The following is a 12,391-nucleotide window of genomic DNA, read 5'->3' as shown; positions in this document are numbered from 1 at the left end:
TTTTGCCTGAAAATCGTATATTTGCAAACTTAATTTTAATAAAAAGCGTTATGAAGAAGAATTTTATCGTAATATTAACCATACTGATTTGCAGCGTAACAGCCTGCCAGTCGGGACAAAAGAAAGATAGAGATATGAGTGAAGAAACTAAATTAAAGATTGAAACATCTGCCGGTGACATCATCGTGAAACTGTATAACGAGACGCCGCAGCATCGTGATAACTTCATCAAACTGGCGGAACAGGGAACATATGAAGGGACGTTGTTTCACCGTGTCATCAAGGACTTTATGATACAGGCTGGCGACCCAGACTCAAAGGATGCTCCGAAAGGCAAGATGTTGGGAGCGGGCGATGTAGGTTATACGATCCCGGCCGAGTTTGTTTATCCGAAGTATTTCCATAAGAAAGGTGCATTGTCTGCTGCACGCCAAGGTGATAATGTGAATCCAAATAAGGAGTCTTCCGGTTGTCAGTTCTATATTGTGACAGGCAAGGCATACAGTGATACTACGCTGTTGGGCATGGAGAATCAAATGAATCAGAATCGCCTGACAAATGTGTTCAATACTTTGGCACAGAAGCATATGAAGGAAATTTATAAGATGCGTAAGGAGAATGATCAGGATGGATTGATGAACTTACAGGATACACTGTTTGCACAGGCTGAGGCAGAAGTTGCCAAGCAACCGGAATTCCACTTTACGCCGGAACAAGTGAAGGCTTATACTACAGTAGGTGGTACTCCGCATCTGGATGGTGAATATACTGTGTTCGGCGAGGTTATTGAGGGCATGGATGTGGTAGATAAGATTCAGAAGGTGAAGACTGACCGTAGTGACCGTCCGGAAGAGGATGTGAAGATTAAAAAGGTGACTGTGATAAAATAATCGGAACACAAATTACGCAAATTGCACAAATCTTTCCCTGCGAGTATAGCGTGGCGTGTTATTTGTGCAATTTGCGTAATTTGTGTTTTTTCTCTTAGAGCATGAAGATAAATAAACGAACTCTTAATAACGGCTTGCGTCTGGTGCATTATGAGGATCTCAGCACGCAAATGGTAGCACTGAATATCGTCTACGATGTGGGTGCCCGCGATGAGCATCCCGAACATACCGGTTTTGCCCATTTGTTCGAACATCTGATGTTCGGTGGTTCCGTGAATATTCCTGATTATGATGCTCCCCTGCAATCGGCAGGAGGCGAGAACAACGCCTGGACGAACAATGACGTTACGAACTATTACCTCACTGTTCCTAAATCGAATGTGGAGATTGGTTTCTGGCTCGAAGCCGATCGTATGTTAGAATTGGCATTCAGCAAGCAAAGCCTCGAAGTGCAGCGTGGTGTGGTAATGGAGGAGTTCAAACAGCGTTGTCTGAACCAGCCTTACGGGGATGTGGGACATCTCATCCGTCCGTTGGCTTATCAGGTGCATCCGTATCGCTGGCCCACTATTGGCAAGGATTTATCGCATATTGAGCAAGCCACGCTTGAAGAGGTAAAAGCATTCTTCTACCGCTTTTATGCCCCTAACAATGCTGTGCTGGCCGTCACCGGAAACATTTCATGGGAAGAAACTGTCAGGCTGACGGAGAAATGGTTTGGGTCGATACCCCACAGGGATGTGCCTGTGAGGCAATTGCCACAGGAAGCCGTACAAACGGAAGCCCGCAGACAGGTAGTAGAGCGCCCTGTTCCTTTGGATGCGCTCTTTATGGCCTATCATATGTGTAGTCGCCAACATCCCGATTATTATGCGTTCGACATCCTGTCGGACATTCTCAGCAACGGACGCTCCAGTCGCCTGAACCGCCGCCTGGTGCAGGAACAGAAATTGTTCTCCAGCATCGATGCCTATATTTCAGGCACACGCGATGCGGGACTATTGCATATCAGTGGAAAGCCGGCGGCAGGTGTGTCGCTGGAAGCGGCTGAGGCTGCTGTGCGTAAGGAATTGGAAGAGTTGCAGCAGACGGTAATAGAGGAACAGGAACTGGAGAAAGTAAAGAATAAATTTGAGTCCACGCAGATTTTCGGAAATATCAATTATCTGAATGTTGCTACGAACCTAGCATGGTTTGAACTGACCGGACAGGCAGAAGACATAGATCGTGAAGTGGAGCAATATCGCGCTGTGACGGCAGAACAGTTGAAACGGGTGGCGCAGGAGGCTTTCCGGGAGGAAAACTCCGTGGTGCTATATTATAAGAAAGAATAGTGATAGTCTTCTGTATTATTATTCTCAATAACTAAACATTTATGAAGAAACTAATTGATACATACAAAGGCCATTATCGTGCCTTGTTTTATTTAGGTCTCCCTATTGTCATTGGCCAGCTGGGTGTCATAATCCTTGGTTTTGCCGATACTTTGATGGTGGGACATCATAGCACAGCGGAGTTAGCTGCTGCTTCTTTCACCAACAATCTCTTTACCCTTTGTATCATTTTCAGCACCGGTTTCTCTTATGGACTGACGCCTGTGGTCGGCGAACTCTATGGTAACCGTCGCTTCATGGAAGCTGGACAAGCCTTACGCTCCAGCCTGCTTGCCAATGTATTGGTTGCTTTATTGCTGACGCTTATCATGACTATCGTTTACTTCAATGTGGAGCGTATGGGGCAGCCGGAGGAACTGATTCCTTTGATAAAACCCTACTTTCTTATACTGTTGGCATCACTGGTATTCGTTATGCTCTTCAATGGCTTCAAGCAATTCACTGATGGCATCACCAATACTCAGACTGCCATGTGGGTACTTCTTGGCGGAAATGCATTGAATATTATTGGCAACTATGCATTGATTTACGGTAAGTTCGGTTTTCCGGAGTGGGGATTGTTGGGTGCAGGTATCAGTACTCTGTTCTCGCGTATAGTCATGGTCATTGTGTTTGCACTCATCGTCTTTCGTAGCCGCAGGTTTCTGAAGTATAAAGCGGGCTTTTTCCGTCTGGGTTGGTCGAAACAGATGTTCAGGAGACTCAATGCACTGGGCTGGCCTGTCGGTTTGCAGATGGGGATGGAGACGGCTTCATTTAGTCTCAGCACTATCATGGTAGGCTGGCTGGGTACCATTGCTTTGGCTTCCCATCAGATTATGCTTACCATCTCCCAGTTCACCTTTATGATGTTCTACGGTATGGGGGCGGCAGTTGCCGTTCGTGTAAGCAACTTCAAGGGACAGAATGATAAGGTGAATGTCCGCCGTTCGGCATATGCCGGCTTTCATTTGATTATGGCAATGGCAGTGGTGCTTTTGAGTATTGTATTCTTGTTCCGCAGCAGAGTGGGAGGTTGGTTCACAGATAGCCTGGAGGTTTCCGCTATGGTATCTTCCCTGTTTCTGCCATTCCTTGTTTACCAGTTCGGCGACGGCTTGCAGATCAGTTTTGCCAATGCCCTGCGTGGCATTGCAGACGTAAAACCTATGATGTTCATTGCATTTATTTCCTATTTTGTTATATCTTTGCCTGTAGGATATTTCTGCGGTTTCGTGTTGGGTTGGGGAACGGTCGGTGTCTGGATGGCGTTTCCGTTCGGGCTTACCACAGCGGGCATCATGCTTTGGCTACGGTTTCGGTATAAGACGAAATAAATAATTATGAATAATGTCTCCAAGAAGAAGATAGCTGCCGGCTACGCTGTTCTGCTTGCAGTTTTGCTTTATTCCCTGTTCTTTGTGCATAGGGAGATGGAGAATCTTATGAGTTCCGACAACAGCGACATCCTGCGAACAGATAGCTTGATAGGTCTTCTGCGAGAGAAAGATGCAAACACCGTCCGCCTGTTGCGCACACTGAGCGAAGCGAACGACAGCATGATTTCCGCCCGTGAGGTGGAGCAAATCATTGCCGAACAGGATACTGTGATTACTCAGCAACGTGTGCAACGCCGAGTCATTGCTCGCCGCGACACTGTCTTGACACAGCCCAAAAAGAAAGGTTTCTTTCGCCGTTTGGGTGAAGTTTTCGTACCACCTAAGAAAGATAGTGCACTTCAGGTGCAGACTACCCTTGAAGTAGCAACCGATACCATTCTCGATGCCTATAACCCTGCTGACTCCCTGCATGAGAAGTTGCTCCTTGCTGCCCGCCAGAAGAAAGAAACCAATAGTATTGTACAGCGCCGCAAGCGGAATCTGCAACGCCTTGACCATGCACTGACTGCTCGCATCGATAGTTTGTTGAAAGGATACGAACAGGAAACCTTGCTTCGTGCCCGTGAAGAAGCCGAGTATCAGAAGGCGGTGCGTCACCGTTCCGCAACCATCATTTCGGGTATTGCTGCGGGAGCTGTATTGTTGTCCGTCATCTTCCTTGTCATGATTTGGCGTGATATTACCCGTAGCAACCGTTACCGCCGCCAACTGGAAGAAGCCAATCGCTTTGCTGAGGAACTGCTCGCCTCTCGCGAAAAGCTGATGCTTGCCATCACCCACGACTTCAAAGCCCCCTTAGGTTCCATCATGGGGTATGCCGACCTGCTTTCACGTCTCACTGTAGATGGGCGGCAACGCTTCTATCTCGATAATATGAAAACCTCTTCAGAACATCTTCTGAAACTGGTTACCGACTTACTCGACTTTCATCGCCTTGACTTGAATAAAGCCGAGATTAACCGTGTTACTTTCCATCCCGCACGCCTGCTGGAAGAAATCTATGTCAGCTTCGAACCGCTGACTTCTGCCAAGGGGCTATCCTTGAAATGCGACATAGACCCTGAGTTGAAAGGTACGTTTATCAGTGACCCGTTGCGCTTGCGCCAGATTGTAAATAACTTGCTTTCCAATGCCGTGAAGTTCACTTCGGAGGGTAGCATTACGTTGGCAGCCTGTTTTGTGCCGAAGGGTGACCCGTCTTTCTCCGGCAATCACCTGAAACTCTCTGTTATAGATACGGGGAAAGGTATGGAGCCGGGCGATCGCGAACGTATTTTCCAGGAATTTATCCGCCTGCCGGGAGCACAAGGAGAAGAAGGTTTCGGATTGGGATTATCTATTGTCCGCATGTTGGTGCAGTTGCTGGAGGGGAGCATAGATGTGGATAGCGTGTTTGGAAAAGGAAGTACGTTTACGCTTCGGGTACCCTTATATCCGGTAACTCTGGATAAAAATGAAGAATTAGGAATGAAGAATGAAGAATCGGGCTGCGCAGTTACACCGCTAGGTAATTCTTCATTCTTTATTCCTAATTCTTCATCCCTCCACATTCTTCTTATTGACGATGATCGCATCCAGCTTACCCTTACATCTGCCATGCTATCCCAAAGCGGCATAACTTCCGTTACTTGTTTGCAACTGGACGAGGTGTTGGATGCCTTGCGCACCGATACTTTCGATGTGCTACTTACAGATGTGCAGATGCCTGCACTTAATGGGTTCGACTTATTAAACCTGTTGCGGGCTTCAAATATTCCCCAGGCTAAAACTATTCCGGTGGTTGCTGTTACTGCCCGTAGTGATATGCAGCGCGCAGAGTTTCTGAAACACGGCTTCGTAGGATGCCTGCACAAGCCATTCACTGTAACTGAACTGCTTCAAGAATTGAAAGTAGAAGAGGCGGGAGAAGTGAATGGTGCATTTGATAGCGCAGCTGACTCTTTACTCTCCACACTCCACACTCCACTTAATAAAGTCTTAGATTTTGAATCTCTCACTGTCTTTTCCGGTGATGACCCTGACGCAGCAAAATCTATTCTGGAAAGTTTCGTTACTGAAACACGCCTGAATGCCGGTCGCTTGCAGCAGGCGCTGGAAACCGAAGATGCGGACGGGGTTGCTGCTATGGGGCATAAAATGCTTCCTCTCTTTACACTACTGGGTGCCAGCGAGCTTGTGGGCTTGCTGAAAGAACTTGAAGCTTCTCGCGGGGTACTTTTCAATGAACAGATAGAGGGTAAATCCCTCTTGGCACTTAAACTTATAGATGAAATAATAGCACAGGCAGTGAAACTTCTTTGTAAGTAAAATAGATTCATTGTTGGCTTCTGCTTTATCTGGCTGAAATCTATCTGCCGGAAAAAGGTTACTATTCCATTATAAAGGCGTATCTTTGTCTAAAATGAATAAATTCAGAGTATTATGAGCGAAAATAAATATCCGGTTGGCATTCGGGGCTTCGGGAAATTGCGGAGCGAAGGCTACTTCTATGTAGATAAGACTGCACAGATTTATAAAATGATAAATGCGGGCAGTCACTACTTCCTTCACCGTCCGCGTCGTTTCGGGAAGAGTCTGCTTGTGAGCATGCTGGAAGCTTTCTTTCTCGGCAAAAAAGAGCTATTCGAAGGCCTTGCCATAGAAACTTTGGAAAAGGAGTGGACGGTGCGCCCTGTGCTGCATCTGGATTTGAGTGTACAGAAGTATGATACACAGGATAGTTTGGAGAATCAGCTGAATGGAACGTTGGCAGAGTGGGAAAAACGTTATGGGACGGAGACTGTAGAAAAGTCATTACCCATACGCTTTGCGGGGATTATAGAGCAAGCCTGCCTCAAAGAAGGACAGCGGGTAGTCATTTTAGTAGATGGATATGACAAGCCCGTACTTGACGCTATGGGCAACGAAACGCTGTGTGAAAGTTTTCGTAATATGCTGGAAGCCTTTTATTGTGTGACGAAGAATGCTGATGAGCATATTGAATTTACCCTGCTGGTCGGAACCTCCCGGATGGGCGATTCTGGTGCTTTTAGTGGTCTGGACAATATGATTGATATCTCCATGCAGACTGAGTATGCGGACATCTGCGGCATTAGCGAGCAAGAGTTGCGCGATAATTTCACCTCTGAAATCAATAAACTGGCGACTGCAAGAGAGATTACACCGGCCGAAGCGTATGCCGAATTGCGGAAACATTATGGTGGATACCACTTCGGACACGATGCTTTGGAGGTATATAATCCGTTTAGTCTGTTTAATGCTTTAAAGAGTAAGGCATTTGGGAATTACCGGTTGATAACCGATGCATCGGCCTACCTTACTGAATTGTTGAAAAAGTCCTCTTATGATTTGGATGAGATTCTGAATATAGGAGTTCCCGAAAGTGTGTTGATGGGGATACATGCTTCATCCGATAATCCAGTATCTGTATTTTACCAGACCGGGTATCTTACCATCAGAGATTACGATCCCAGCCTGAAACTCTGCACCTTGGGCTTCCCGGACTGTGAAGTAGAACAGGGGTTTATGAACTTTCTGTTATCATTCCACACACGCTTCAATAAAACGGAAGCGGCGTTCGAGATACAGAAGTGTGTGCATGAAGTGCGCATGGGGCAGCCTAATGCTTTCTTCCACCGTTTGCAAAGCTTTTTTGCAGGCACGCCTCATGGACTTGCATGCGCTTCGGAACTGCACTGCCGGAACATGCTCTTCGTTGTTTTTCGCCTTATGAGTTTTTCTATCGAGGTTGAATATCATAGTAGTAAGGAGTGTATTGATCTCATACTGCAAACAGACAGCTACATTTACATTATGAAGTTCATGCCGGAAGGTACGGCTGAAGAGGTGGTGGCACAGATGAATGAAGAGAAACATGCGCTTTCTTTTGCCACCAATCAGCGCCGTGTCTTCAAAATAGGAGTAAACTTTAATAATAAAATCCGGAATATAGAACGCTGGATAGTGGAATAAATAGCCTTTTTCTCTTATGTAACAACCAAATGTCGAGAGAATTTGTTTACTTTGTAACGATTTAAACACTGACTATCGAATGATACTCTCATGAGAAGAAAATGGATAAAATGGGTAGTGTGGATACTGCTCACTCCGATTATATTATTTGTAATACTGATGGTATTGCTTTATGTGCCTCCCGTACAAAACCTGATACGTAAACAGGCGACTGCCATCGTATCCGACGCTACGGGTATGGATATATCCGTCCAGCGAATTGATCTCCGCTTCCCGCTGAACTTATTGGTGCGTGGCGTGCAGGTTATTCAGCCTGTGCAGACAGGCAAACAGGTACCTTCCGTTCCTGGTGACTCCCTTGCTTTGGAACAGGTTTCCGACACGTTGCTGTTGCTCGAAAGTCTGAACGTGCGTGTTCAGGCATGGCCCTTGATACGAGGACAGGTAGAGGTGGACGAAGTAACGCTGAAAGGCGTTTCTTTGAACTCTGCCAATCTGATAGAGGGTATGCAACTGAAAGGTGTGTTGGGACGCTTCTTCCTTGAAAGCCACGGAATTAATCTGAAGACGGAAGATGCCGTCCTCAACCGTATAGAATTGAGCGATACTCACATGCTGGTAGTGATGAATGACACCACTACTACCGAGCCGGATACCACTACCACTGCCCTCAACTGGAAAGTGGCGTTGCACAAACTGGCATTGAAAAACGTCTCCGTAGACCTGCAGATGCCGCTTGATTCTATGAACCTTGCAGCTCGCTTAGGCGAAGCGGAGATAGATGATGCCACCGCCGACCTCGGGCGTCAGATTTATGGCTTCAGGCAATTCCAACTCAGCGGTACATCTGTGAATTATGATACAGGCAACCGGCTTGTCAATGCACTGAATAGCCTTATTGATACAGGTAGTCTTGCAAACGCCGATAGCACCATCGTGAAGCCTACTCCGGGTTTCGATGCTTCACACATCGCTTTGCGGGATATACAAATTGGTGTAGATTCCGTGCTTTATGCCGGACATAATATTAACGCCGTTATTCGCGAATTTTCCATGAGCGAGCGTTCCGGTCTGAGCGTCACTTCACTGACGGGACGTGTGTTTGCTGACTCCACTGTGATACAGGTGCCCTACTTGCGCCTACTTACTCCGCACAGCGAGATGGACTTCACCGCACAAACTTATTGGGAACTGGTGGATATCCCCACTACCGGGCGATTGACCGCTCGTTTCAATGCCCGCATCGGCAAGCAAGATGTTCTGCTTTTTGCCGGTGGGCTGCCCGAAACTTTTAAAGAAGCCTATCCCTTCCGCCCACTCGTCATCCGTGCCGGCACAGAGGGTAACTTCAAGCAAATGCAGATTTCTCGCTTTAACATCGACCTGCCGGGCGCTTTTACCCTGGACGGTGGCGGCGAAATATGGAATCTCACTGATAGTCTGACGCGAAACGGAAGTATTGACTTCGACATTCGTACACAGAACCTGAATTTCCTCACAGGGTTGACAGGTCTCACCCCGGATGGTTCCATTGTAGTGCCGGACAGTATGCACCTGAAAGCGCGTCTTGGTATGGATGGTCCCAAGTATGACGCCACATTGAAATTGCAAGAAAGCGAAGGTATACTGAATCTGCTGGCTCACTATAATACCGCCACAGAAGCCTATCAAGCCGATTTCAGTATAGATGCCCTGCAACTACATCATTTCCTACCCAAAGACTCTATTTATACTCTTTCGGCAAAGGTTGCTGCAAAAGGCCAGGGTTTCGATCCCGCCAATCATCACACTACGGCTATCTTGAAAGCATCTCTCAGCGAGTTACAATATGGTCATTGGAATGTCTCTGGCATAGACCTGACAGCAGGACTGAAATCTGCTCTCGCTACCGTACATCTGGCAAGTGATAATCCTCTGTTGAAGATGCGGGCGGATGCTGATATGCATCTGGATCGTAAGTATCTGGATGGTAGAATTGATATGAATGTGGAAGAAGTTGGCTTATATGAGTTGGGCATTTCTCCTAAACCGTTGAGTCATCCTATTGCTTTCAGTCTTGGTGCAGAAGCACGCCACGACTCTATTAAGATGAAACTGGATGCTGGTGACCTTGATTTCCAGTTCCGTGCTCGCAGTACCTTGAAGAAACTGCTGGATCAAGGTACCGCCTTTGCCACACTTCTCACTAAACAAATAGAGCAGAAACAACTCGATCATGCCGAACTGCGGCGTGCATTGCCCTCGGCAGGCATGCAGCTGAAAGCGGGTCAGCAAAACCCCGTCAGTTACTTTCTGGCAACGAAGGATATTTCTTTCAATGATTTAACTTTGCGATTTGGCACTACACCCCGGCGAGGTATTAACGGTCGCACTGCTATACACGGTTTGCGCATGGACTCTTTGCAGTTGGACACCATCTTCTTTGCTATTAGTCAGGATACTGCCCGCATGAAGTTGCAGGGTGGCGTTATCAATGGTCCGAAGAATCCTCAGGTCGTATTCCGTAGCACGTTGACCGGTGAAATTCGTAATGACGATGCGGAACTGACTTTGAACTATGTAGATGATAAGGGTGACACAGGGCTTGATCTTGGTATTAATGCCCGTCCACTCATCGAAGGGAGAGGCAGAGGCAATGGCATTGCCTTCCGTCTGACGCCTGCCGAACCTATCATCGCTTTCCAGAAGTTTCACTTTGTGGATGGCAACGACTGGATTTACTTGCATAAGAATATGCGCGTCTATGCCAATGTGGATATGGACAGTAATGACGGTCTCTGTTTTCGTATGCAGTCCGACAGATCGGACACCGTTTCTTTGCAGAACATCAATCTGGAATTAGTCCGTTTCCGCTTGGATAAACTGAGTGGTATCCTGCCTTATATGCCACGGATAACAGGACTTTTCTCAGCAGAAGCAAACTATATACAGACGGCTACTTCACTGCAAGTATCGGCAGAAGCCGGTGTGGAAAACCTGACTTACGAACGCCAACCGGTAGGTAATATCGGACTGGGTGCCACATGGTTGCCGGGTGATGCGGGTACTCATTACCTAAATGCTTATTTCCGTTCGGGAGATCAGGAAGTATTGACTGCCGACGCCGTGCTGACGCAGAAGAGCGGGCGCGATTCCATCGATGTCAACACCACCTTCGAACATTTCCCGCTCTCTCTCGCTAATGCTTTCATTCCTGACCGCATGGTCGCCCTCACAGGTGACATTGACGGAGGTCTCTACATCAGTGGTGCTATGGAAAAGCCGAAGTTGAGCGGAGAACTTTCGCTGGATAGCGTATCGGTCTATGCCCGCCAGGCAGGTGCACGCTACTGGTTCGATAACCGTCCGCTGAGGATAGAAGACAATCAGCTTGTATTTAATAAGTTTGCCATATACACCACCAGTCGTAATCCCTTTACGATAGACGGTAATGTAGACTTCCGCAATATGGAGAAGCCGACCGCAAAGCTGAATCTGCGCGCCCAAAATTATACTTTGCTTGATGCGCCCCGTACCAAGGAAAGCATGCTCTACGGTAAAATCTTTGTCGACTTGAATGCCACTGTGCGTGGTCCGCTTGATGCGTTGACTATGCGTGGGAACATGAATCTGCTGGGCAATACGGATGTGACTTATGTGCTGACCGATTCTCCGTTGACGGTGGAAGACCGTTTGGGTGAACTTGTGAAGTTCACTTCTTTCACGGACACCACTTCGGTGCAGCAGGCTGAAGTGCCTACAATGTCCCTCGGTGGTATGGATATGTTGATGTCCGTGCATATTGACGATGCTGTGCGCTTGCGTGCCGACCTCAGTCCCGACCGCAGCAGCCGTGTGGAACTTGAGGGTGGAGGAGACTTGAATCTGCAATATACTCCGCAAGGAGATCTCACATTGTCCGGTCGTTACACCTTAATTGGTGGTATGATGAAGTACGCTTTGCCTGTTATTCCTTTGAAAGAGTTCCAGTTCACCAATGGTAGTTATGTGGACTGGACGGGGAATCCGATGAACCCCAAACTGAACCTGACTGCCACGGAACGTGTCCGCGCTTCCGTCTCCGATGGCGATGACAATAGTGGCTCGCGCATGGTAAACTTCGATGTGTCCATCAGTATTAAGAACAGTCTGGAAAACCCCGACCTGAGTTTCAACCTCAGCGCACCCGAGGATGCCAGCGTGCAGAATGAACTGGTGGCAATGAGTGCAGACGAACGAAGTAAACAGGCCATCACCATGCTTGCCACAGGTATGTATTTGTACAATAGTGGAAAAGGCGGTGGTCTGACTATGGGCTCTGCATTGAACAGTGTACTGCAAAGCCAGATTAATTCATTAACAGGAAACCTTAAGAATGCCTCCCTCAGCGTTGGCATTGAGGACCGTACCGCTGCCGAAACAGGTGATAAGCAAACGGATTATAGTTTCCGTTATTCGCAACGTTTCTTTAATGACCGTGTGCAGGTTATTATCGGTGGAAAAGTGTCCAGCGGTGCTAATGCCACGAATGACGTTGAGTCGTTTATCGATAATATCTCACTGGAATATCGACTGGATAATAGTGGAACGCGTTACGTTCGCGTCTTCCACAACAAGAACTATGAAAGTGTGCTTGATGGTGAAATCACTGAGACGGGTGTTGGGCTTGTGCTCCGCCGTAAGATGGACAAGCTGAGTGAGTTATTCATTTTCAAAAGGAAGAAGAAAATAGAGCCGGTCAGTGAATAACATGAATGATAACTTGTAGGGGCGAATA

Annotated in this window: 6 protein-coding genes; all 6 read left to right on the top strand. The window is 47.3% G+C overall.

The features are described from left to right. The first annotated feature begins 50 nt into the window (after nucleotides 1-50). The 6 genes from HMPREF9447_RS22355 (at nucleotide 51) to HMPREF9447_RS22330 (ending at nucleotide 12,363) form a co-directional block, all read left to right on the top strand. Nucleotides 51-890 (top strand): peptidylprolyl isomerase, encoded by an 840-nt coding sequence (locus HMPREF9447_RS22355; RefSeq protein ID WP_009132066.1) that lies wholly within the window; start codon nucleotides 51-53, stop codon nucleotides 888-890. Between the two features lie 101 nt (nucleotides 891-991). Next, nucleotides 992-2,224: a M16 family metallopeptidase gene (locus HMPREF9447_RS22350; RefSeq protein WP_009132065.1), complete on the top strand. Its 1,233-nt coding sequence runs from the start codon at nucleotides 992-994 to the stop codon at nucleotides 2,222-2,224. A gap of 41 nt (nucleotides 2,225-2,265) precedes the next feature. Further along, nucleotides 2,266-3,600: an MATE family efflux transporter gene (locus tag HMPREF9447_RS22345; protein ID WP_009132064.1), complete on the top strand. Its 1,335-nt coding sequence runs from the start codon at nucleotides 2,266-2,268 to the stop codon at nucleotides 3,598-3,600. 6 nt (nucleotides 3,601-3,606) lie between these two features. Beyond that, nucleotides 3,607-5,970: a hybrid sensor histidine kinase/response regulator gene (locus HMPREF9447_RS22340; protein WP_009132063.1), complete on the top strand. Its 2,364-nt coding sequence runs from the start codon at nucleotides 3,607-3,609 to the stop codon at nucleotides 5,968-5,970. A 114-nt stretch (nucleotides 5,971-6,084) separates the two neighbouring features. Beyond that, nucleotides 6,085-7,635, top strand: a complete 1,551-nt coding sequence (locus HMPREF9447_RS22335; RefSeq protein ID WP_009132062.1) for an ATP-binding protein — start codon at nucleotides 6,085-6,087, stop codon at nucleotides 7,633-7,635. Nucleotides 7,636-7,725: 90 nt separating this feature from the next. Further along, a complete protein-coding gene (locus HMPREF9447_RS22330) occupies nucleotides 7,726-12,363 on the top strand; it encodes a translocation/assembly module TamB domain-containing protein (RefSeq protein WP_044138530.1) in 4,638 nt (1,545 codons plus the stop codon). Nucleotides 12,364-12,391: the final 28 nt, after the last annotated feature.

Source organism: Bacteroides oleiciplenus YIT 12058 (assembly GCF_000315485.1).
Classification (GTDB): Bacteria; Bacteroidota; Bacteroidia; order Bacteroidales; family Bacteroidaceae; genus Bacteroides; species Bacteroides oleiciplenus.
Note: the sequence above shows the minus strand (reverse complement) of the source record. Positions and strands in the feature narration are given on the sequence as shown.